This is a genomic window from Seonamhaeicola sp. MEBiC01930, from assembly GCF_045277075.1.
In the GTDB taxonomy this organism is placed as follows: Bacteria; Bacteroidota; Bacteroidia; order Flavobacteriales; family Flavobacteriaceae; genus Seonamhaeicola.
In genome coordinates, this window is sequence record NZ_CP104270.1 from 2,910,744 (window position 1) to 2,933,536 (window position 22,793).

The 22,793-nt window shown below is 31.4% G+C and carries 22 protein-coding genes and 1 tRNA gene; 8 read left to right on the forward strand and 15 right to left on the reverse strand.

What is annotated here, in order from left to right; translation table 11 throughout:
* Positions 1-77: 77 nt before the first annotated feature.
* The 5 genes from N1F78_RS12630 to N1F78_RS12650 all read right to left on the reverse strand — a co-directional run bounded on the left by N1F78_RS12630 (position 78) and on the right by N1F78_RS12650 (position 4,419).
* Positions 78-947, reverse strand: coding sequence for a hypothetical protein (locus tag N1F78_RS12630; RefSeq protein WP_406683523.1), 870 nt, complete (start codon positions 945-947; stop codon positions 78-80).
* 93 nt (positions 948-1,040) lie between these two features.
* On the reverse strand, positions 1,041-1,721 hold the full coding sequence (locus tag N1F78_RS12635; protein WP_406683524.1) for a class I SAM-dependent methyltransferase: 681 nt from the start codon (positions 1,719-1,721) through the stop codon (positions 1,041-1,043).
* Positions 1,722-1,854: 133 nt separating this feature from the next.
* A complete protein-coding gene (locus N1F78_RS12640) occupies positions 1,855-2,622 on the reverse strand; it encodes a hypothetical protein (RefSeq protein ID WP_406683525.1) in 768 nt (255 codons plus the stop codon).
* A gap of 6 nt (positions 2,623-2,628) precedes the next feature.
* A complete protein-coding gene (locus N1F78_RS12645) occupies positions 2,629-3,498 on the reverse strand; it encodes an SDR family oxidoreductase (RefSeq protein WP_406683526.1) in 870 nt (289 codons plus the stop codon).
* A 63-nt stretch (positions 3,499-3,561) separates the two neighbouring features.
* The gene (locus N1F78_RS12650; protein ID WP_406683527.1) at positions 3,562-4,419 is read right to left on the reverse strand and encodes a helix-turn-helix domain-containing protein; all 858 of its coding nucleotides are present in this window, start codon (positions 4,417-4,419) and stop codon (positions 3,562-3,564) included.
* Between the two features lie 159 nt (positions 4,420-4,578).
* Between N1F78_RS12650 and N1F78_RS12655 the strand changes: the two genes are divergently transcribed.
* On the forward strand, positions 4,579-5,292 hold the full coding sequence (locus tag N1F78_RS12655) for an SOS response-associated peptidase family protein (protein ID WP_406683528.1): 714 nt from the start codon (positions 4,579-4,581) through the stop codon (positions 5,290-5,292).
* A gap of 29 nt (positions 5,293-5,321) precedes the next feature.
* On the opposite strand, the gene N1F78_RS12660 is transcribed toward N1F78_RS12655, so the two are convergent.
* Positions 5,322-6,887, reverse strand: a complete 1,566-nt coding sequence (locus N1F78_RS12660; RefSeq protein WP_406683529.1) for a hypothetical protein — start codon at positions 6,885-6,887, stop codon at positions 5,322-5,324.
* 194 nt (positions 6,888-7,081) lie between these two features.
* Between N1F78_RS12660 and N1F78_RS12665 the strand changes: the two genes are divergently transcribed.
* Together N1F78_RS12665 and N1F78_RS12670 are read left to right on the forward strand one after the other, a co-directional pair.
* On the forward strand, positions 7,082-7,591 hold the full coding sequence (locus N1F78_RS12665; protein ID WP_406683530.1) for an Hsp20/alpha crystallin family protein: 510 nt from the start codon (positions 7,082-7,084) through the stop codon (positions 7,589-7,591).
* 175 nt (positions 7,592-7,766) lie between these two features.
* Positions 7,767-7,843 (forward strand) — tRNA-Arg (locus tag N1F78_RS12670).
* Between the two features lie 65 nt (positions 7,844-7,908).
* On the opposite strand, the gene N1F78_RS12675 is transcribed toward N1F78_RS12670, so the two are convergent.
* The gene (locus tag N1F78_RS12675) at positions 7,909-8,349 is read right to left on the reverse strand and encodes a universal stress protein (RefSeq protein WP_406683531.1); all 441 of its coding nucleotides are present in this window, start codon (positions 8,347-8,349) and stop codon (positions 7,909-7,911) included.
* 135 nt (positions 8,350-8,484) lie between these two features.
* Here N1F78_RS12675 and N1F78_RS12680 point away from each other — a divergent pair, with 135 nt between their 5' ends.
* A complete protein-coding gene (locus N1F78_RS12680; protein ID WP_406683532.1) occupies positions 8,485-8,943 on the forward strand; it encodes an RNA methyltransferase in 459 nt (152 codons plus the stop codon).
* Here the strand turns inward: N1F78_RS12680 and N1F78_RS12685 are convergent.
* The 8 genes from N1F78_RS12685 to tsaD form a co-directional block, all read right to left on the reverse strand.
* Positions 8,940-9,296 (reverse strand): hypothetical protein, encoded by a 357-nt coding sequence (locus N1F78_RS12685; protein WP_406683533.1) that lies wholly within the window; start codon positions 9,294-9,296, stop codon positions 8,940-8,942. The two genes, N1F78_RS12680 and N1F78_RS12685, sit on opposite strands and share 4 nt — an antisense overlap.
* Before the next feature lie 3 nt (positions 9,297-9,299).
* Positions 9,300-10,475 (reverse strand): class I SAM-dependent methyltransferase, encoded by a 1,176-nt coding sequence (locus N1F78_RS12690; protein ID WP_406683534.1) that lies wholly within the window; start codon positions 10,473-10,475, stop codon positions 9,300-9,302.
* A 6-nt stretch (positions 10,476-10,481) separates the two neighbouring features.
* Positions 10,482-11,570, reverse strand: coding sequence for an AI-2E family transporter (locus N1F78_RS12695; protein ID WP_406683535.1), 1,089 nt, complete (start codon positions 11,568-11,570; stop codon positions 10,482-10,484).
* A gap of 43 nt (positions 11,571-11,613) precedes the next feature.
* Positions 11,614-12,114: a TrmH family RNA methyltransferase gene (locus N1F78_RS12700; RefSeq protein ID WP_406683536.1), complete on the reverse strand. Its 501-nt coding sequence runs from the start codon at positions 12,112-12,114 to the stop codon at positions 11,614-11,616.
* A 239-nt stretch (positions 12,115-12,353) separates the two neighbouring features.
* A complete protein-coding gene (locus tag N1F78_RS12705; protein ID WP_406683537.1) occupies positions 12,354-12,641 on the reverse strand; it encodes a hypothetical protein in 288 nt (95 codons plus the stop codon).
* A 57-nt stretch (positions 12,642-12,698) separates the two neighbouring features.
* Positions 12,699-13,340 (reverse strand): DUF4159 domain-containing protein, encoded by a 642-nt coding sequence (locus tag N1F78_RS12710; RefSeq protein WP_406683538.1) that lies wholly within the window; start codon positions 13,338-13,340, stop codon positions 12,699-12,701.
* Position 13,341: 1 nt separating this feature from the next.
* The gene (locus N1F78_RS12715) at positions 13,342-14,046 is read right to left on the reverse strand and encodes a 16S rRNA (uracil(1498)-N(3))-methyltransferase (protein ID WP_406683539.1); all 705 of its coding nucleotides are present in this window, start codon (positions 14,044-14,046) and stop codon (positions 13,342-13,344) included.
* 3 nt (positions 14,047-14,049) lie between these two features.
* Positions 14,050-15,072 carry a tRNA (adenosine(37)-N6)-threonylcarbamoyltransferase complex transferase subunit TsaD gene (tsaD, locus tag N1F78_RS12720; protein WP_406683540.1) on the reverse strand — a complete coding sequence of 341 codons (1,023 nt, stop codon included), beginning with the start codon at positions 15,070-15,072 and terminating at the stop codon, positions 14,050-14,052.
* 191 nt (positions 15,073-15,263) lie between these two features.
* Here tsaD and N1F78_RS12725 point away from each other — a divergent pair, with 191 nt between their 5' ends.
* The 4 genes from N1F78_RS12725 to N1F78_RS12740 all read left to right on the forward strand — a co-directional run bounded on the left by N1F78_RS12725 (position 15,264) and on the right by N1F78_RS12740 (position 22,734).
* Complete coding sequence (locus tag N1F78_RS12725; protein WP_406683541.1) at positions 15,264-19,640, forward strand: translocation/assembly module TamB domain-containing protein; 4,377 nt, start codon at positions 15,264-15,266, stop codon at positions 19,638-19,640.
* Positions 19,641-19,778: 138 nt separating this feature from the next.
* Positions 19,779-20,765: a 6-phosphofructokinase gene (pfkA, locus tag N1F78_RS12730; RefSeq protein WP_406683542.1), complete on the forward strand. Its 987-nt coding sequence runs from the start codon at positions 19,779-19,781 to the stop codon at positions 20,763-20,765.
* An 18-nt stretch (positions 20,766-20,783) separates the two neighbouring features.
* Positions 20,784-21,791, forward strand: coding sequence for a type I glyceraldehyde-3-phosphate dehydrogenase (gap, locus tag N1F78_RS12735; RefSeq protein ID WP_406683543.1), 1,008 nt, complete (start codon positions 20,784-20,786; stop codon positions 21,789-21,791).
* Between the two features lie 82 nt (positions 21,792-21,873).
* On the forward strand, positions 21,874-22,734 hold the full coding sequence (locus tag N1F78_RS12740) for an N-acetylglucosamine kinase (protein WP_406683544.1): 861 nt from the start codon (positions 21,874-21,876) through the stop codon (positions 22,732-22,734).
* Positions 22,735-22,793: the final 59 nt, after the last annotated feature.

Below are 22,793 nucleotides of genomic sequence, written 5' to 3' on the forward strand. Positions count from 1 at the left end.
AAGTTAGCTAATTTTTCGTACAGAAACAATATAAATTACCTAATGGCTTATGAAGATATTTATGGCATGCCTAGGGTTTACTTAACAGTGTTGCTATTACTTTGTTTTAGGGTTTCAATTATTTTGGCATCAACCCAAGATATGTTAGCTTTTCCTTTGCCTAAATAGGTGTGAAAGAATAGATATTTTCCGTCTGGTGTTACACTACCATATAATTCATTCTTTTCTGTATTTATACCTGCTCCCATATTAATAGCGGGTCCCCAAGACCCATTTTCATCACGGAAACTTATATATAAATCTGTTTCACCAAAGCCGTTTTCGCGTTCACTATCCCAAATGATATAACTTTCATCTGGTGCAATAAAGGGGTGGGCGGTCCATTTCCCTGAGTTTATGTTACTATTAAAAGCTTTAGGCGCTTCTCGTTTTCCGTTTTTTATAGTAGAATATCTAATAGTGCCTATTTCTTCTTTTTCATCAAAAACATAAGTGCCAGATGATGAAGCGGTAAGACGCATAATGGGGATGTCTTCAAACGGTTTACCTAAGCTTTTTATTGATGACCAACCGGTATTAGTACGTTCTATGTATCTATAATCTAAGTATATAATATTACCATCTGGAGAAATAGTGGGTTCACCAACAGCGGTTCCTATGGGTAAAACCACAGACTCCACCCATTGGTTATTTTTATATTCAATAACCACTAAGGTTGCCTTTTTATATGCTCCGCCTTTTCTTAAAAAATAGAATTCTTTTAAATTAGGTGTAAAGCTTCCAAAAAACTCCATATTTTCTGTGGTAACAATACCAGGAGCAAAATATTCAGCCTTAAGACCTGGTGGTTTTTGACCAAGATAAGAAGCCTCTGAAGTTAGTTTTTCTTCTTCAACAACCTTATTTTTTTTATTAGTACAAGCGTTTAAAAATAGTACTAATAACACGGTTAAAAATAGGAACGAACAGTTTTTCAAGCTCTTAGTTTTATGATGTTAATTAATCTATATATTCAATTTATTTGCTAAAATCATGTAATCTTAAGCGTTTTTTAATCCGATTGTAAAAATACCTTCCATAGCATGGGTTTTTCCATCAAACTCTAATTCGGGTTCTTTTATAATTTCAGTAGTCACATCTATAAAGCCTGAATTACGGAATAGAGATTCTACAGAGTCCTTGTCATACTTAGTAAACCCGTATTGGGTAAAATCTACATTGTCCATACAGCTTTTGGAACGGTAAGCGCATATAAATTTTCCATTAGGCTTAAGTACTCTAAACAGTTCTTTTAAATTATCTTCTGGTTGTGGCCAAAAGTAAAGGGTGTTTGCCGTAGCAATACAATCAAAGCTATTGTCAGGAAAGGGAATGTTTTCAATTGAAGCGCATTTAAATTGTACGGTTCCTGAATTCACCAAGTCTTCATTAATTCTATTAGCTTCTTTTACCATAGTAGCGGAGAAGTCTATGCCTGTATAAGACAGGTTTTTTGCCATAGCAAGTAAGTCTGGTATAAAAAAGCCATTACCCATACCAATCTCTAAAATATGATTGCCATCATGCGGGTTCAGAACTTTGTATGTGTTTAAGGAAATATGTTTATTCCCTTTGTTCATTTGGTCTCCTATCTGTATGCCTATATCACCGGTAGGCTGTCTTAAATGTTGTGCCAATTCTATTGGAGATAAAGTGTCATCGGGGTTAAATTTTTCTGCCATAAGGGTTAAAACTAAAATGATTTTAATTGATGTTCAATGAAAACGAAATTAGATTGTTTTTGATACAATACCTATTAAAAAAAGCGATTTAAGAATATTTTAAACCACTATTTTCACAAATCATGAATTTGAATTATTGCGTAGCTTCACCAATAAAAAAGTAAAGATTATTTAAAGAAGCATCTCTCTTTGGAAAGAGGGCTTGCATTCTTTCGTCTGTTCCCATTTGTTGTAAGCCTTCCATAGAATCAAAATAAAAACGATGTATTTCATCTGGCATTGCCACAGTTCCTTTAGACTGGAACGGAGCAATAAAACGTTCAAAGTGCGTTCCAAATTCTGGCATAATAGCACAAACTTCATCATGATAGTCTTCAAATTGTTTTACATACTTTTCGCCTTCATTAAAGTAAATAAGAGCTACCCCATAAGTTTTTGTTGAATCGCCAATTTCCTTTTTAAATTTAAAATCTGTGTTCTTACTTGTAAAAACTGAAATATCTCTAAGTGCTGGAATAGCATACTCATTTCTAATTTTTATAAACTCTGGATCTTCATTAAACTTGTTAAAAACCTCTATACTTGGGTAGCTTGCAAAGTGAATTTCATCTGGTAATTCCAATTCACCTTCTGCCAACATAGTTGGTTTAATAACGCGCTCTATTTTACCACCATATTGTTCTAAAATGGCGCCACCTTTTTTCTTGTATTCTTCAAAGCGTGCTTCTTCTCCATCCTTTAAATACATTAGGGCTACGTTTACTATTTCTTCATTTTTTGAGTTCATTTGTTCTGTGTTTTTTAAATTTTCTGCCAATACTTTTTTAGATTTTGGCTTATGGCATGAGGTTATAAGTACCAGTGCTATAGCAAAGCCAAAAACTCTTAGTGTTTTTTTCATTTTTCTTTATATTAAATGAGCCATTTGTAAAGCGTCTTTAACCAAACTTTCCTGTATAGGTGCTGTTTTACTGTTTAATTCGTTGGTGCTGTAGTCAATACCAACAGCGTGTCTTATAGGTCTTTTACCTTTTTCTGTTTCAATAGCTTTTAGAATGGCATTTGGAATTTCTTGCGGATTTGGTGCATTTTCGCTCTTATAAAATTCACCAAAATTATCAAGCATAGCTTTAGGTATTCCAGCCATATCACCATAAGTTTCTAAAACTTTAGTATCATCTTCTTTTGGTCCGCTGTATAACAAACCTGAAGGGTATGGTCCTGGTTCAATAACAGTAACGTCTACACCAAAGGGTTTTAATTCATACTTAAGGGATTCTGAGTAGGCCTCTAAAGCAAATTTGCTAGCGCAATACACACCAAAGTAAGGAAACACCAATCTTCCTGCTAATGATGAGATATTGATAATTAAGCCATCATCAGACTTTTTAAGTAGTGGTAAAAATGCCTTAGACGTTCTTATAACTCCAAAGAAATTGGTGTTGAACTGTTCTTCAACCTGCTCTAAACTATAGGCCTCTGTTATACCAACATACATTATACCAGCGTTATTGACCAAGACATCAAGATTAACATCTTCTTTAATAATTCTTTCAACTAATGTGTTGGTAGAAATGGCGCTGGTTACATCAAGTTCAGCCACTGTAATGGCAAGGTTTTCATCATTAGCAATAGACTCTAATTCCTGTTTTTTCTGAGCGTTTTTACCATTTGTATCTCTCATGGTAGCCCAAACTTTGTACCCCTTTCTTGCCAAGGTTAACGTGGCTAAATATCCAAATCCATTACTTGACCCTGTAATTAATACTTTTTTCATCTTTTTCTTTTTAATGATTAATAAGGCAAAGATGAAAACTAGCTTAGAAGAACTGTTTTACAATTAGTTCAATGATTTTTCTAAATGGGTCAACTTGTAAATTGTTGGTGAAACACCGTAATGTTGCTTGAAAGTTTTAGAAAAATGAGAAACACTACCAAAACCACATTCATAGGCAATATCTGTGGTTCTTAATTCTGAAGATAGTAGTAGTTTTATTGATTTTTCTAATTTTTTGTCTCTTAAATAAGAAGCGGGAGATGTATTAAATATCTTTTTAAATTCTCTTTTAAATGTAGATAAACTCATGTTGTTTAATATAGCCAGCTCTTCAAGTGAAATGTTTGAGTAAAAGTGCGCTTTTATAATTTCTCTAAAAGAATATGATTTAGGGTTAAATAAATTAGAAAGAATGCTTCTAATGGCTGGAGCATTTTTGGTTTGATTTAGTAAAAGAATGATTTCCTTAAGTTTTAAAATTAAGATTTCATCATTTACCAGGTTGGGGTTTTCAAAATAAAAGAGAATGCCTTCTATATATTTCCGAATTAAAACATCACTATTCAATTTTGACATTCCTATATCTAAAGGAAGTTTTTCAGTAAGAAAATCAGGAAGTTTGTTTTCGTAAATTTTTAATAAAATTTCAGGGTAAAAATGTACAGCTAAGGCCTGATAAGTATCTGATGACTTTGAAGGAAGCATGTTACAGGTGTAATTACCACATTTCATTAAAAGAGATTCTTCGGCTTCAATTTGTAGACGCTCTGTTTCAGAAATAGAATCATATTCTCCCTTTAAAATATACAAAAAACAAGCCTCGTTAGGCATTAAATTTGGCTTTTTATATGGTGGAGTTAGGATAATAGTTTCAAACAGTAACTTACCAAATAAGTCTATTGTTTTATAGTCTTGTACCATCTCTTTTTGTGCTAAATTATGATTTCCCCGTCTTTTTTGTTTTTATCATTGGTTCAATGATTTGTTAATTTGGGTCAGTTGTAACAATTATACAAATTAAATAATTTTAATAGGATTTCTTATAAATTATTAACTTGTAAGAGTGTAATTAATAATTCTATGTGCTATCATACCTCACAAAAGAAAAAAGGAAGGAAAACCATAAAAGATGATTTTGGTGTAGATTTAATTGATGCAGACCATATTCCTACTTATCATCATGTAAATGGTTTTCAAAGGCCACAAATGATGGTTATTACGGAGCATGAACCTGAAAAAATTCAATTAGCTACTTGGAGTATTGCTCCACCTAATTCTTTTGATGTTGAAGGCTATTGGAAAAAGACTGGAGGTGGATGTATTAATACTAGAATAGAATCTCTATTTGAAGCTAAAACACCCAATTGGAAGCGGGTGGCCATATTAGAACATAAATGTGTTTTTATAATAGACGGCATGTTTAAAGTGTTTACAGCATCAAATGGAAAAAAAATACCCATGTTTGTTAGAAGGCCTAATAATGAGTTGTTTGGTGTTTTAGGGTATTACACCAAACAAGACCATGCTTTAACGGCTTCCATGTTAACTACCACTAGTGATGCATTTATTGGTCAATTCCATAAACGTATGACATTTGCTTTTGAGCCTCAAGATGTGAATTACTTTTTTAATCTAAATACTGAAGAAGATTTTAAAAATGAAATTAAGATTCACCAGACACGAGGGTTTGAATACTTTTCGGTAAGCCATGATGTTATCAATTCTCATAAGGACAGTAACAGGCCTGATATTATTGAAAGGTTTGAATATCCAGAATTACATACTTTATTCTAAGCTATTTCAAACCTTTTTAGGTTGTTTTGTTATTCTTCCTCAGTAAAAATAATATGTTGATAGGCTCCCAAGTCTGGAGCTGCAGTTCTATTTACATTTAATATATCTGTTGGTACTTGACTAGCAAAGGTTGATTGCCCTTTATTAATTGCAGCTGACTCAGAACCAATGATTAACATATTTAAATCTGGATCTTTAAAATTTGGGTCTTCATTAAAGATAATACCTTCATAATGTGAGGTGTCATCAAAATCGTAATTTGGACCCGTAAAATTGTTATTATTATCCTGAAACCTTACTAAGCAATTTGTGAATTTAAAATTAAATGCAACGGATTCTTCTTCAACTTCATCTAATAAAAATTCAGGATTGTCATTACCGTAAATTATACAGTTATTAAAGTTGGCTTCGGTTAAATCTGTTATAATCACGTTTTCATCTTCATCAACAACAAAATTGTTTAAAAGTACTGATGGAAATTGCCTAAAACTATTATTCCAATAATTGGTTAGAGTACAATGCGTAAAATTATATTTTCCTCCAAAAGTTCCCGCAAATGATGAAACTCCTGCACTATTAATTACTACATTTTCGCCTTTTATAGAGGTGTTTCTACCTAAAATACCAAAGTTACTGGAATTATAAATCTGCGAATTTGTTATGGTAAGTTTATCAGTTGCGGCGTCTGGGTTTCCATCACATAATATACCAACTAATGCATTTTTTATAGTGGCATGATTAATCATATTATCTGCGCTACCATCTAAAAACCAAATGGTTCCCCATTGTCCTGGTCTTTCAGAAAAATTAGGCTCTAAGCGGTCACCTTCAAGAATAACTTCGTTTTCTAATACTTCTTGATTGGTACTCAAACCTCCGTTTATATGTAATGAAGCGCCGTCATTCACAATTATACCAGAGTTTTCATGAAAATGTAAGCGCGCTCCGGCTTCTATGGTTAGAGTTTCACCCATTGGAACCGCCGCAAACCCATAAATAACATAAGGTTTTTCATTAGTCATGGTTAGCTCTGATGCTAGCAATTCTCTTCCTTGTAAATCTGTGTCAACCTGTTGCCCACCAATATCAATGGTAAGTGTTTCTACAACCTTAGTGGTATTATCTCTATTTGGGAATATAAATACAGCGTCTTTTACCAATGTTACTAATTCTACTTGTTGCTGATTAGAACCTGAATCAAATTCAATTTGGTCTGTATATAAATATTCACCGTTTGGGTTAGGAAAACTGGCAATATCAATGGTAGATTCAACAAATATATAAAGGCTGTCATTGGCTAATAACTCTACATTTTCAAATTCTTTACCCGCCATCCCATCTATACTCAATCTGTAATTTGAGGTTTCACCTAAAGCTAGTCTTACTGTTGGTATAGAAATATCATTACCACTGTTGTTGTAAACTTTAAGGTTGTACGTGCTAGACCCAATGTTAGTAAAAACCGTATCTAAATAAACAGTGTCTTTAGAAAAACCTAAGTTTCCTGTACTTGGTGCAAATTCAAAATCTTGACGACAAGAACTCCAAAGGGTTAAAAATATAATTGTGAAGGTGAAATAGAGGTAGCGGCTCATTAATTAAATAATTTATGCTAAAATATAACTTTTGAAATAATGAATTATTATGCAACGCTGTATTTTTTACTTTGATTAAAAATAGGTTAATACACCTTGTTTTGGCTTACTGATATGACAAATATCATAGGATATATTAATGTGTTTTATTAAACTTTAATAATGAAATTTTGTTTAACCTAAAATATAGTATCATGACTTCATTAACAAAACACAAAAGAAGACACCGTGCTTTAACTCCTTGGAGTAATAGGATGTTTACACCCTGGAGACATGACCTTTTATCACCTATGAGTGAACGATTATTTTCACCTAACTTTAAGTTTGATGATATTTTTGAAAACGACTTTTTTACAGAAGACAGTTTAATGCCAGCAATGAATGTTATTGAGCATGAAAACAATTTTGAAGTTGAGTTTGCCGTTCCTGGATTTAATAAAAACGATTTTGAGGTTTCTATTGAAGATGATATTCTTCATGTAAGTGCTAAGAAAGAACTAGAAGAAACTAAAGAAGAAGATAATTATTCTAGAAAGGAATTTAGTTATAAATCTTTTAAGCGTTCTTGTAGATTACCAGAACTGGTTGAATTAGATCAAGATATTAAGGCGTTTTATAAGAATGGTATTTTAAAAATTAAGCTTCTTAAAACTGATAATGGTATTGAGGAAACTCCTGTAAAAAAGGTGATTGATATTGAGTAGAGGTTATATAATTTCTACTATGGTTTGTGATGACTTTAGCATAAACTTAAAAACCCTTGTGCTTTGCAAGGGTTTTTTCAATTGGTCTATAAATTAGATATTGAAAGACTTTAAAAAATTATGGATATTATTTTGGTTAGATTTATGTTTAATTTTATATTTGCACCGCTTTAATGGTCGCGTAGCTCAGCTGGATAGAGCATCTGCCTTCTAAGCAGACGGTCACAGGTTCGAATCCTGTCGCGATCACCACAATCCTCACTAGTAATAGTGGGGATTTGTTGTTTTTAGTTTCTTGTAGTTTTAAAAAGTACGCTTTATTCAAAAGGAACTAATAACACTGGAATATCTGCTTTTTTAATAATTTTATCGCTAACACTTTCAATAAAAAATTTGTAAATAAAACCATGTTTGTTATTACCGGTTATAATTAAATCAATATTTAAATTATCAACCTTTTCTATGATAGTATCAATGGTATACCCTTGAATAAGCAAAGCGGTAGTGTTAATACCTTTATTATTTAAAGCATCAGAGAATTTTTGAATACGTTTTCGCTCTTTTTTTAATGCTAGTGCTCTAGCTTCTCTTTCATTGTTAGGACCTGTACCGCTTGTATAAGGTACAAAATCAGGCTCTGGTGCTGCTACATGTAGTATCCAAAGTTTAGAATTAAATTTAGCAGCTATTTCACTTCCAATATCTATAAGCTTTTGCACATTGGAGTCAAATTCAATAGGAATTAAAATATTTTTCATGACTAATATGGTTAATACCTATAAATTATTGAATTAATAGAAGAAATAAAATGATAAAAATCATTTAGCATAATCTTGAGATTAAGCTTATATTAATATAATACCTAAAGTCATTTTCTTTTTTAATTTTGCCTTATGAATGATAACTTCACAAACGAGTTTTTTGGTATAGGTATACAAAATGGGAAAACGCCAGAAAATCTTGGTGTTTTATGGCGGTCTGCTCAAAACTTAGGCGCTAGTTTTATTTTTACCATTGGCAACAGATATGCCAAACAAGCGTGTGATACGCATAACGCTGTTAAGGCAATGCCATATTTTCATTATAAAACTTTTGAAGATTTTTTTAATAACCTACCTAAAGGAGCCCGTTTAGTTGGCGTAGAGCTAGATGATAATGCCGAAGATTTGGAAACATTTCAACACCCCAGACGTTGCGTATATTTGTTAGGAGCTGAAGACCATGGATTGTCAAAAGAAGCTATTGAAAAGTCTCATTTCTTGGTGAAATTCAAATCTGAATTAAGTTTGAATGTTTCGGTGGCTGGAAGTATAGTTATGTACGATAGAGGAATAAATAAACCTAGGTCTTAATTTATATTAGTATTGCTTCCTACCCTAAAACATTGTTCTTGACCTAAATAATTGGGGTCACCCAAATCTTCAGACCAAAACCCATCTAAGGTGTCTTTAGACAAGCATTTATAAACTACCACACCAGAAAAAATTTCGTCTTCATTTCCCCGGTATTTAAAATTTATAACCAAAATATTGTCTTTAAAAAAACCATAACCTATTTGTTTTTGCTCATTATGGATAAGCCATTTTGCTTTAACTCTATTGTATTCATCAACAGTTAATGTAAGCGTTCCTTTGTAATTGTTATCACTATTATTTTGGTTTGTGCCAATAATAGTATATTCTCCTTCTATATCTTTAACTGTCATTTTTTAAGCTTTTTGGCAAACAATAATTATTTTACTGTTTGTATTGTCTGTTGTAAAAAAAAGATAAAGGTTGCCACCATCTTTAATTTTCAATTTTTTCCGAATTTGTTGAACCGTTTCTGGAAAATTTCTTGTAGTTAAATTGGCATTGGTTATGTTTAATTTTTTAAACTCTTTTTTATTGTAGGAAACTACCTTTATAATTTTAAATGCCCTTCCAGGAAAATCAATTAAAGTATCGGTGGTATACAGATGCGAGTGCTGGTGAAGTTTAAGAACATTTAATTGATTTGAAATTTCATTAAACCCTCCTGATTTTAAAATGGCTGAGTTAGGCTCAAATAAATAGGATAGTGGCTTGCTATAAGTAGTGGGCGTTTTGTTGCTATTAAAAACAAAACTAAAAGTTTCTTTTTGTTTCTTTTTAATGTTTACAGTTTTAATTTTTATAGTATTATCATAATTATTTTCTAATTCCCAAAGCAGTTCTTTTACCTCATTATTAATGGCTACAACATGTATGGCTTTAATGTGTTTAAGTTCATTTATTCCCACCGAAATATCTAATAGAGGAGAAGTTTTAATTAAGATGTTATTTGAAATATTAAAAAGCACATCTAAATGTTCTGGAACGTTTGGCAAACAATCTTTTAAAAAGAATACCTTACCCTTGCTGTCATGTCTTCTGGAAGGGTCAATATAAATCCAATCAAATTTTTTATGATTTGTTTTTAAATGCTTGATACCGTCAGTATGAAAAACGTCAATATTATTTGCTGAAAGTTGTTGGTAATTATACTTTACAATATTTGAAAGCTCCGTATTTAATTCACAATGTGTAACGTTTTTAAATCGTTTTGAAAAATAGAAGCAATCTACACCAAAACCACCTGTTAAGTCAATAATGGAATCACCTGAGACTAATTCTGATTTGTATTTCGCGGCTATTTCAGATGAAGTTTGCTCAATATTAAGCTTGTTTGGGTAGTAAATGTTTTTACTATTGAACCAAGTTGGTAATTTTGATTTACACCTGTTTTTAGCTTCAATTTGTTCTATAATGCTTTTGGTGTCTACATTATCAAATGAAGTACCTTTCAGTAGAAGCTTGGTAATATCGGCATTTAAATTTTCAGAAATAAAATTCTGAATTTCGGTATTTAAAATGTCTAAATTCAAAAGAAATTATAAGTCTTTGGTAAGCTTTTTAACTATTTTATTTTCAGATAAAAATTCTTTAAGAATTACTTTAATTGCCGTATAAGCGGGAATGGCTATTATTAAACCTAAAACCCCAAATAAAATACCAGCAATAAGAATTACCAAAAATATTTCCAGTGGATGTGATTTTACACTTTTAGAAAAGATAATAGGCTGACTTCCAAAATTATCAACCAACTGACCTACAGCAAAAACTAATAATACCCATAAAGTTTTTGGTAATATAACATCACTAAAACTCTGCCCTAAAGTACTTGTCATAGTTAGAGTAATCATTAAAAAAGCACCAATTAACGGACCAACATATGGGATAAGGTTTAAAAGTGCGCATAAGAAGGCAATCACAACGGCATTTTCAACGCCAATAATTAATAACCCAATCATATAAATAATAAAGAGGATGAGTATTTGAAAAATGAGTCCAACAAAATATCTAGATAATAAATCTTTAATTTTTTCTGATGAAGCTTTCCAGCGAGTTTCTTTATTGTCTGGAATTAAGGTTAGCATGCTACTTTCAAATAATCGTGTGTCTTTTAAAAAGAAAAATGAGATGAATAATACCGAAAACAAGCCTATACTAAAACTTCCTAGTCCACTAATTAAAGAGTTTAAAAAGTTAGGTATAAGTGAAAAATCTAGTTTTGAAAAAAGGTTAGAGTCCTTTAAAGATTGTTCAACATCAATTTCATGCAAATCAAAATAGGTAACAATTTCTGCATACAAACTCTCAATATTATTTTGTAATTCATTGATGTTTAAAAGTGATAAATTTTGACCTTGTTTTACAATTAACGGAATAAATAAACTTATTAAACCAGCAAAAATGGTTAGTAATAAAGCCATGGCAACCACTACAGCAAAAGTGTTTTTAAACTTTAATTTTCGTCTTAAAAAAAACACAATTGGTCTACCTATTAATGAAATAACAGCGGCTATAGCTATATAGCCAATAACAGACTGTATTTGTTGTAAAAAGTATAACACTAGAGCAATACCGCAAATTATAGCAATAGCTCTTAAAATACCGTTGGCTATGGTTTTTGAATTCATGTAGTAAATATAATAACTATTTGTTAGTACATGTTTTGAAATGTTACAACAATTGTTTAGTTATTTCATATAAGGCAATATTTGTAGCCTGAACCACATTCATACTACTATTTTGCCCAAACATATCAATATGAATGATACTATCTGATAGTTTTAAAATATCATCTGAAACTCCAAAGCTTTCATCACCAATAATTAATGCAATGGGCTGGTCTTTTGAAAACGTGGTTTTATGAATAGGCTTACTGTTTTCTGTTATTTCTAATGAAATAATTTGATAGTCTTTGCTTTGTAAGTTCTGAATAGCCATTATAGCCGATTCTTGAATTTGGAAATTCACTGATTTTTCAGTAGCTCTAGAGGTTTTAGTCATTTTTCTCCCCAAAGGAATTTGGTCACCGCATAGAATTAACTTTTCAACACCAAAAGCATCACATATTCTAAATAAACTACCAATGTTTGGTGCATTGGTTACATTATCACATATAACCGTAATTGGAAATGTTTTTTGTGTAAAGTAAGTATTGTAATGGGTGAGTTGCATTTTTAGAAATTAGATTTAGCTATTGTTTTAGAAGAATGAAAAAACAAATTAAATTTGAAATATAATATTAGAAATACTAATGTTGTCCTTCTTCTTCAAAAGAAAGTATAAAACTAGAATGAGTATTATAATAAATATTAAGACTTTTAAAAATATTTTAAGAAGTCCTTTAAAAGTGGTTACTTCTTTTTGGTTTTCAAAAAAACCTTCAACCAACATCACTAAAAACTCTTTAAGCATTAATCTCTAATCATAATTTTGTTGAATGCGCTAGCTCGTTTTTCTTCACTCATCCAAATGGCAATAGGAATGGTACCGGTTAAGGTAGAAACAAAACCTAAATCCCAAATTAAAATTGTAACCATGACAGCTAGAGCGACACCACCTAAAATAATTAAATAATTAGGTGAAGCATGTAATCTATTTATGTGTCTTTTAGTATGGTTTCCACAATGTTTACACCTTTCGTTAATCTCTAACCCAATTTCTTCTTTTAAATCAAATCTGTTATTTGATTTTACTTTCATAGAATTTAGTTTTCTACAAGATTGGGAGCTGCAATAGTAGTGTAGTTTCATAAGTTGTTAATTTTCAAATGCATATTTAACAATATTTGCTCCCATTTTAAGAGCTTTATCTCTAACTTCTGGCGGGTCATTATGAACAGATTCATCTTCCCAACCATCACCTAAATCACTTTCATAAGTAAACAATAGCACCAATCTATCTTCATGAAATATTCCAAAGGCTTGTGGACGCTTACCATCATGCTCATGTATTTTTGGTAATCCATTTGGGAAATTAAAGGCTGTATTAAAAATTTTATGATTTGCAGGTAGTTCTACTAACTCCTTATCAGGAAATACTTTTTTTAATTCTTCGGTAATGTATGGTTCCATACCATAATTGTCATCAATATGTATAAATCCTCCTGAGATTAAATAGTTGTGTAAATTCTCAGCATCATCTTCACTAAAAAAAACGTTTCCGTGTCCGGTCATGTGCAACAAGGGGTACTGAAAAATATCAGCGCTTCCAACTTCCACATTTTGCGGTTTTGTTTCAATTTTAGTATTGATATTGTTATTACAAAATGTAATCAGATTTGGCAAGGCTGTAGGGTTGCTATACCAATCACCACCACCTTTATATTTTAAAACGGCTATTTCTTGAGAAAATGAGATTAGGGAGAAAAGGAAAAAGATGAAAGAAAAAAGGTGTCTCATATTATTCATTAATAAATGCCACAGAATGACATGCAACAATAGCAGCTGTTTCGGTTCTTAATCTGGTGTCTCCCAAAGTTACAGGAATAAATTTATTAGCCAATGCCATTTCTATTTCTTTAGTACTAAAATCGCCTTCAGGTCCTATTAAAATAGTGATATCTGTTTTGGGTTTTAATTCATGTTTAAAAGATTTTCTATTTGTTTCCTCGCAATGTGCTATAAACATGTCACCCCCAAAACCTTGTTGAATAAAGTCTTTAAACGAAATGGCCTCATTTAGTTTTGGCAAATAACAACTTAAAGATTGTTTCATTGCCGATTGCAAAATACGTTCAAAACGTTCCGCTTTAATCACTTTTCGTTCACTGTGGTCACAGATAATAGGTGTGATAGTATCAATACCAATTTCTGTAGCTTTTTCTAAAAACCATTCATAGCGGTCGTTCATTTTGGTTGGTGCCACCGCCAAATGCAAATTATAATTAGGTTTTGATTTTTGTTCTTTAGAAATGATGTTTACCAAGCACTTGTTAATATTTGGTAGGGAAACCTCTGCTTTAAACAACCAGCCTTTACCGTTAGTAATATGTAATGTGTCTCCAGTATTTTTACGTAATACTTTTATAATGTGTTTGCTTTCATTTTTTGGGAAAGTGAATTGTTCAGTCGTTTCGTTTATGTCTGGATTGTAAAAGAGTTGCATAGTTTAAATCTTCAACCTAGCCGAGGCCATTACATTTTGTTCAGTAGAATAACCTTCTAAATACTTTAAATACCCTACAATAGCTATCATAGCCGCATTATCTGTAGTATATTCAAATTTAGGTACATAAGTGGTCCATCCAAATTTTTGCTCACCATCTTTTAAGGCTTGTCTTATACCAGAATTTGCAGACACACCACCACCAATGGCAATATGTTTAATACCTGTTTCTTTTGAGGCTTTCTTTAATTTATCGACCAAAATCCCAATAATTGCATATTGAATAGAAGCACAAATATCATTTAGGTTTTCTTCTACAAAATTGGGGTTCTTTTTAGTTTCACGTTGTACAAAATAGAGAATACCAGTTTTAAGTCCGGAGAAGCTAAAATTCAATCCGTCTACTTTAGGTTTGGTAAATTGAAATGCTTTCGGATTCCCTAATTTTGCACGTTTATCAATTTCGGGTCCTGCAGGATAGCCAAGACCCAGAATTTTTCCGCTTTTATCAAAAGCCTCACCAACAGCATCATCTATGGTTTCACCAATAACTTCCATATCAAAGTAATGGTTCACTTTTACTATTTGGGTATGTCCACCAGAGATAGTCATAGCCAAGAACGGAAATGGTGGTTTTTCAAAGCCTTCTTCTTCTATATAATGCGCTAAAATATGTCCTTGCATATGGTTAACATCAATAAGAGGAATATTTAAACCATAAGCCAAAGATTTAGCAAATGAGGTGCCAACCAATAAGCTACCCATTAAACCGGGGCCACGGGTAAAAGCTACCGCATTTAAATCTTCTTTAGTTATACCAGCTTTTTCAAGAGCTTGATGTACTACGGGTACTATGTTTTGTTGGTGTGCTCTAGAAGCTAATTCTGGTACAACGCCTCCATAGGCTTCATGAATTTTTTGATTAGCAATAACATTGCTTAAAATTTTTCCGTTATGTATTACAGAGGCTGCGGTATCATCGCAAGAAGACTCAATTCCTAGTATAAATATATTTTGTGAATCCATTAATAAATATTAGGCACAATAATTGTTAATTTTGATTGTGAATAAACGTCTGATAAGATGTAATTATTCGTAACTACAAAAGTAGTGTATTCATAATAATATCAATAATTTTATCGCTTATCAAAAAAGCACTTAAAATAATATCAAAAATAGCAGGTATTTTACTGCTTCTATTCATCATTTTGGTGTTGGTGTTTTCTATTCCTGCGGTTCAAACAAGTTTAGGTAATTATGCTACAAATTGGCTAAATGAAGAATTTGGGACCAATATTAATATAGAAAAAGTTGGTTTACAATTTAATGGCGATGTTGAGTTTAAAGACATTTATATTGAAGATTATAAAAAGGATACACTTATTAGTATTTCAGAATTAAACACTTCTATAATTAATGCAAGAAGCTTATTTAAGGGTGATTTGGTTTTTGGAGATATAGATATTTATGATTTAATTTTCAATATTGCTACCTACAAAGACTCAAGAGAAACCAACTTAGATATTTTTGTAAAAAAGATTGAAGGCGATAACCCAAAAAAGGGAGATGGTAACTTTTTGTTATCATCAAGTGACGTGTCTATTTATAATGGTGTTTTTAAGCTAACTGATGAAAATAGAGAAACTGTAAAGCGGTTAGACTTTAATGATTTAAATATAAATGCAACTAATTTTTTAATTAAAGGAAGTGATGTAAGCGCTAGAATTAACACACTATCATTTAATGATAGTAGAGGGCTGATTATTAAAAATATGATGACCAACTTTAAGTACACACTAACGGGAATGACTTTTGATAATCTGAATATAAAAACCCCGGAATCTGAATTAAATGGTGATTTAAAATTCTCGTATAAGAGAGAAGACTTACAATATTTTACAGATAAAGTACTTGTTGAAGCCAGTTTTAAAAACTCAAATGTTTTATTGGATGAACTCAATATTGTATATAATGAGTTTGGTTCAAATCAAAGGGCAAAATTTAATGTTGATGTTTCAGGAACTTTAAATAATTTAAAAACTACTAATCTAAATCTTCGTACAAGTAGAAACACAAGGATTATTGGAAATGTGGATTTTGAAAACTTATTTAATAAGGAAGAGAACAATTTTTACATGAATGGAGACTTTTCCAATTTAACCTCCACATATGATGACTTAAAAAAATTATTACCCAATGTAATTGGAGACGCAATACCATCTTCTTTTGATAGGTTGGGAAGATTTACAATTGTAGGAAATACTCAAATAACAACTTCTGATATTAAAGCTGATATTGAAATAGACACAGAAATTGGTTTTGTAGATTCCGATTTGAATATAACCAAGGTAAATGATATTGATAATGCCACATATAGTGGTAAAATGATTTTTGAAAAGTTTGACTTTGGTGTTTTTCTTGATGATCCAAAAGTAGGTGTAGGTTCACTAGATTTTAATGTAGATGGTAATGGGTTTATAACAGATAATATTGATACTCAGGTTAATGGAGATATTTATGAGATTATTTACAACAATTATAACTATAAAGGAGTTAAAGTTGCAGGAAATGTTAGAAACAAAATTTTTGATGGTAACCTAATTGTAAATGATAGAAATTTGCAACTTAATTTTAACGGATTAGTAGATTTCTCTGAAGAAATAAAGAAGTATGATTTTGAAGCCAATGTTGATTATGCCAATTTAAAAACATTAAACTTTGTTACAAAAGATAGTACATCTATTTTTAAAAGCAAGGTGAATATGAACATGAACGGTAGTAGTGTTGATGATGCCTACGGTAAAATATCTTTTACTAATACTACATATACTAATGAACATGATAATTACTACTTTAAAAATTTTGATATTTCATCAAGGTTTGAGAAGGATATCAGATATATAGAATTTAAATCTCCAGATATTATAGAAGGAGATATAAAAGGACGTTTTGTTTTCAAAGATTTTAAGAAATTATTTGAAAATTCAATTGGTCATATTTATACAAATTATATTCCACATGAAGTCAATTCTAATCAAGGAATAGATTTCAATTTTAAAATTTATAATAAAATAGCCGAGGTTGTTTTTCCGGAAGTTGAATTAGGCAAAAATACTTTTATTCGTGGTAGGGTGGAGAGTGACGAAACTAATTTTAGGCTTACATTTAAATCGCCTCAAATAAAAGTATATGATTACTTTGCTAACAATATTGAAATACAAGTAGACAATAGTAACCCTATCTTTAATACCTATGTTGAAGTAGATAGTTTAAATACTAAATTCTATGATGTTTCAAAATTCAATTTAATTAATGTTACAGTAAATGATACATTATTTATGCGTTCTGAATTTAAGGGAGGTAAGCGAAATGATGATAGTTTTAACTTAAGTTTTTATCATACCATAAATGAGGAAAATGAATCTGTTGTTGGTTTTAAAAAATCAGATTTTACGGTTAAAAACAGAAAATGGTTTATCAATGAAAAAGCAGATAGGTATAATAAAGTTTCATTCAACAAAGAGTTAACTAATTTTGATTTAAATAAAATAAAGATTAATCACCAAACAGAGGAGGTTAGTCTTTCTGGGTTTCTTAATGGTGCTAATCAAAAAGATATTAAGCTTAATTTTAAAAATGTAAACTTAGCTAAAATTACGCCAGATATAGATAGTTTGTCTTTAGCTGGGAATGTAAATGGAAAGTTAGATATTTTACAGCAAAATGGGAACTACTTACCAAATTCTACCATTTTCATTGATGATTTCAAGATTAATAATTTTCCATTAGGTGATTTTGATGCTAGTATTGCAGGAAATGAAAACCTTACCAAATATGAAGTTGATGCTACCATAAAAAATGACATTTCTAAGTCATTTTCAGCACTAGGTGAAATAAATGTAACTGGTAGAAACTCTACTATAGATGTAGACCTTTCGTTTGATGATTTTAGTCTAGAACCCTTAAACCCTTTGTTAGATGGTGTTTTAAATAGAATTAGGGGACTTGTTAGCGGGAAAGCAAATATTATTGGAAATCTTAAAAGACCAGATATTTCCGGGGAGCTTAATTTGAAAAAAGCAGGTTTAGGTGTGCCTTATTTAAATGTGGATTATGCATTTAATAATAATGCCTCTGTAACTTTAAATAAACAGAGTTTTATTTTTAATAATATAGAATTAACAGATACTGAATATGGTTCAAAAGGCAGACTTAATGGTTCATTAAGTCATGTTAACTTATCTAAATGGAGTATGGGGTTAAATATTGACGCTAAACGTTTATTAGTTTTAGATACTGAAGAAACCGAAGATGCATTATACTATGGAACTGGGTTTATTGGAGGCAATGCTAGTATATATGGGCAAACAGAACAACTTACTATAAAAGTAGAAAATGGGGTAACACAACCTGGAACAGTCTTCAAAATCCCTTTGAATGATACAGAATCTTTTGGAGATAATACATTTATTCATTTTATAACAAAAGAAGAGAAAGAAGCAAAAAATAAAGGAGAAGAATTTGTTTTTGATGACATTCAAGGTTTAGAGTTAGATTTTGATGTTGATATAACTGAAGATGCTGACTTAGAAATAATTATAGATAAAAATACGGGGCACTCACTAAAAGGAAAGGGTAATGGAGGTGTTTTAGTTCAGATTAACACCAACGGAAAATTTGATATGTGGGGTGACTTTTCAGTGTTTGAAGGGCATTATAATTTTGCTTATGGAGGTTTAGTTCAAAAACAATTTATTGTAGAACCGGGAGGAACTATAGCGTGGGAAGGAGATCCGTTAAAAGCGCAAATAGATATGCTTGCAGTTTATAAAACCCAAGCCAACCCTTCCCCACTTCTAGATAACCCTATTAATAGAAGTATACCTGTTGAATTGAATATTGCTTTGACAGGAGACTTAGAACAACCAGTTCCTGAGTTTAGTTTTGATTTTCCTAATGTTAATTCTGCAGTAAAATCAGAGTTACAGTATAGATTAGATTCTCCTGACGATAGGCAAAATCAGGCATTATACCTTATTTCTACGGGGTCTTTTTCTAGAGGGTTAAATGAACTTAATTTTTCTGGAACTATTGCTGAAAGGTTAAATGGAATAATTAGCGGGATTTTTTCTAACGGAGAGGGTAAGTTTAATTTGGGCGTAAACTATGAAGCTGGACAAAATAGGCCGGATTATCAGACCGATGATAGAGTGGGTGTGACGCTTCAAACCCAAATAAGTGACAGAGTATTAATAAATGGTAAATTAGGTGTGCCAATTGGAGGTGCTGACGCTGCAAATACGGTTGTAGCAGGAGATGTTCAGATTGATTTTCTTTTAAATGATGAAGGCACTTTAGTGGCTAAGGTTTTTAATAGAGAAAATAGTATTAGAAACTTTGGAGAAGCTATTGGGTATACTCAAGGGTTAGGTCTTTCCTACAATGTAGACTTTGATACTTTTAAAGAATTAATTCAAAACCTTTTTAAAAAGAAAGATAAAAAAGAAGTTTTGCCTGAAAAAGATGAAGAAGTAAATAACGAGAATAGTGCCTTGCCAGATTTTATTTCACATAAATCATCTTCACAAAATTAAAATCATTTCTTTTACAAATACGTAAGTAGAAAAAACTTTTATTTACTAAAACGTTATAGTGTTAAGTATGCATTAAAATGGGATAAATACTATGATTATATCTATATAGTTTAGTAATTTCGCATACAAATTTAAGATATGCCTAATAGGATTAAAAAATTAGCAGTTTTAACATCAGGTGGCGATTCACCAGGAATGAATGCTGCAGTTCGTGCAGTCGTTAGAACATGTGCTTATCATGGTATAGAGTGTTACGGAGTTTACAGAGGTTATGAAGGGATGATTGATGGAGATTTCCAGATTATGGATGCTCGAAGTGTTAAAGGTATTATTAATAAAGGAGGCACCATATTAAAATCTGCACGTTCAAAAAGGTTCAGAACTAAAGAAGGAAGAGAAAAAGCTTTTCAACAAGTAAAAGAAGCAGGAATAGAAGGTTTAGTGGTTATTGGTGGAGATGGTTCTTTTACAGGGGCAATGATATTTAACCAAGAATTTGACTTCCCGGTTATGGGAATTCCTGGTACTATAGATAATGATATTTTTGGAACATCACATACTTTAGGTTTTGATACAGCTTTAAATACTGTTGTTGATGCCATTGATAAAATTAGAGATACAGCCAGTTCTCATAATAGATTATTCTTTATAGAGGTTATGGGGCGTGATGTAGGTCATATAGCATTAAATACTGGTATTGCTGGTGGTGCAGAAGAAATTTTAATACCAGAAGAAGATTTAGGGTTAGATAGATTGGTAGATTCTTTAAACAGAAGTAGAACCTCTGGGAAGACCTCAAGTATTGTTGTTGTAGCTGAAGGGGATAAAATAGGAAAGAATATTTTCGAGTTAAAAGAATATGTAGACCAAAACTTGGAGGATTATGATGTACGTGTATCTGTTTTAGGACATATGCAACGTGGTGGAGCACCTTCTTGTTTTGATAGAGTATTAGCCAGTAGAATGGGTGTTAAAGCCGTTGAATCTTTATTAGAAGGTAAAACTACTTATATGGTGGGTTTATTGAATAATAAAATGGAGTTAACTCCGCTAGATAATGCCATTAAAGGAAAAACAAAAATAAATTTAGAATTATTACGTGTCTCAGATATAATGAGCACATAACACTAATTAAACTTAGATATGTCAAAATTAAAAATTGGAATTAACGGATTTGGTAGAATAGGTAGAATTGCTTTTAGAGTTGCAGCTTCTAGACCAAATGATATTGAAGTAGTAGGAATCAATGACTTACTAGATGTAGAGCATTTAGCTTATTTATTAAAGTATGATTCTGTACATGGTAGATTTGACGGTACTGTTGATATTAAAGACGGTAACTTAATTGTAAATGGTAATGAAATAAGAATTACTGCAGAACGTAACCCAGAAGATTTAAAATGGGATGCTGTTGGAGCAGAGGTTGTTTTAGATTGTACAGGTATTTTTACAACATTAGATAAAGCTCAAGCTCATATTAAGGCTGGAGCTAAGAAGGTGGCAATTTCTGCGCCATCTGCAGACGCGCCAATGTTTGTAATGGGTGTAAATAGTGATAAAATTACTGCTGAGGATACAATTGTATCTAACGCTTCATGTACAACTAACTGTTTAGCACCAATAGCTAAAGTTATTGATGATAATTTTGGAATTGTTGAAGGTTTAATGACTACTGTTCATGCTACAACTGCAACACAAATGACTGTTGATGGTCCTTCTAAGAAAGACTGGAGAGGTGGTAGAAGTGCTTTAGCAAATATCATTCCTTCATCTACTGGTGCTGCAAAGGCTGTAGGTAAAGTAATTCCTGAATTAAACGGAAAATTGACTGGTATGGCATTTAGAGTTCCAACTCAAGATGTATCTGTTGTTGATTTAACAGTAAGAACTGAAAAGTCTGCTTCTTGGGATGAGGTAAAAGCTGCTTTAAAAGCTGCTTCTGAAAATGAATTAGCTGGTGTATTAGGTTATACTGAAGAAGCTGTTGTTTCTCAAGATTTCGTTTCAGAATCTTTAACAAGTGTATTTGATGCAGGAGCTAGTATTGCATTAAATGATAACTTCCTTAAGTTAGTATCTTGGTACGATAATGAATTTGGTTACTCAACTAAATTAGTTGACTTGGCACAATACATTGCGTCTGTAAAATAATTTAATTTAAAATTATAAAACTCCACAGTGTGTTAAGTGTTTAGGCATTTAAAACTTGTGGAGTTTTTTTATCTTTCACAAAATGATTTTAATTGTTGATAGTGGTTCTACTAAATCAGATTGGTTGGCAGTAGATAAAGAAGGAAATAAGTTAATGGAGAAGATTAGGACTAAAGGTCTTAATCCGGCTATTTTAAGTGAAAAAAAGCTGTTTAAAATCATTAACAAAAGTGATGAGTTAAGAGAAAATAAAGACCAAGTAACTCATGTGTTTTTCTACGGCGCTGGGTGTGGAACGGATAACGCAAGAGAATTATTAACAGAGGTTTTAAAAGACATATTCACTAAGGCTCATGTTGAAGTAAATGAAGATACTTTAGCTGCTGTTTATTCAACAATTAGTCACCCTAAAGAAGCAGCTGTGGTTTGTATTTTAGGTACAGGTTCTAATTGTAGTTATTATGATGGTGATGTATTACATCAACGTGTTAAATCACTTGGTTACACACTTATGGATGACGCCTCTGGTAATTATTTTGGAAAACAACTTATTAGAGATTATTACTTTAACCACATGCCAGAAAATGTAAAGGTAGCTTTTGGTGCAAAGTTTAATATGGAAGCCGATTTTATAAAGTACAACTTGTACAAACAACCAAGCCCTAATGCATATTTAGCAAATTTTGCTGAGTTTATGTTCTTGCATAAAGATTCAGAATATACAATCAATTTAATTAAAGATGGAATTAGGTTATTTGCAAAAAATATGATTATGCAATTTAAAGAGGAACTTAAAACTGTTCCTGTTCATTTTGCCGGTTCAATTGCATATTTTTCTCAAAATGAAATTAACGAGGTGGCCAATGAAATGGGCTTTAAAGTTGGGAATTTTGAAAGAAGACCAATAGATGGGTTGGTTCCATTTCATACTAAGAATTTATAAATTCAAAAAAATCATAAAAGATTAACCTTTAAACAGAAATGTCTGTTTAAAGGTTTTTT